Source organism: Flavobacterium sp. NRK F7 (genome assembly GCF_024054195.1).
In the GTDB taxonomy this organism is placed as follows: Bacteria; Bacteroidota; Bacteroidia; order Flavobacteriales; family Flavobacteriaceae; genus Flavobacterium.
Map to the genome: position 1 here is coordinate 1 of NZ_JAMXLB010000017.1, position 860 is coordinate 860.

General features: G+C 34.1%; 1 pseudogene. It reads left to right on the plus strand.

Annotated features, from left to right (window positions below):
• A pseudogene (locus NHF47_RS17105) lies at positions 1-860 on the plus strand (hypothetical protein); the annotation flags it as partial.

Below are 860 nucleotides of genomic sequence, written 5' to 3' on the forward strand. Positions count from 1 at the left end.
AATGCTGCTGAAACCAATTATACTTTATACGATGAATATTACAGACCTATACGTACGTATACAAGCAATCATTTAGGGGGTTATACACAAGTGGATAGCAAACTGGATTGGGCAGGAAAAACGGAATACACAATAACAACCCACAAGTATGATACCAATGCTACAGCACTTACGGTTAGAGATAATTTCTTTTATACGGCTCAAGATCGTTTGGAATTGCATACCCAACAAATTAATGGCGGTAGTGCGCAGTTAATTGCTAAAAATACCTATGATGAACTCGGGCAATTGACGAGTAAGAATGTTGGTGGAACCAATTCTAGTGGTGCAACAGGTTTGCAAACGGTTGATTATAAATATAACATTCGTGGTTGGTTAAAAGAAATAAATGATGTAACAACTGTTGGAACTGGAAGCGATTTATTTGCTTTTAGAATCAATTATAATGATTATCAGTCTTTAGGAACACATGATTTTCAATCAGAAGCACTTTATAATGGAAATATTTCAGGTACGTATTGGAAAAGTAAGTTTGGTTCCCTCAAAAAATATAATTATACTTATGATGATTTGAACAGATTAACCGAGGCAGTGTATCTAACACCAGCTTTAGCTTCAAACAACATCAATGCCTATGATGAAACGCTATCGTATGATAAGAATGGAAACATTCAAACTTTAGAGCGAAATGGAGGAATTACAACAATGGTAAATCCTATTGATGACTTAGTCTATACCTATGATACGAATAATAAAAATTTATTAGTAAAAGTATCAGATGCAACCACCTCGCCACAAGGATTTAAGGATGGAGCAAATAATAATACTGAATATGGTTATGATGATAATGGTAATATGAC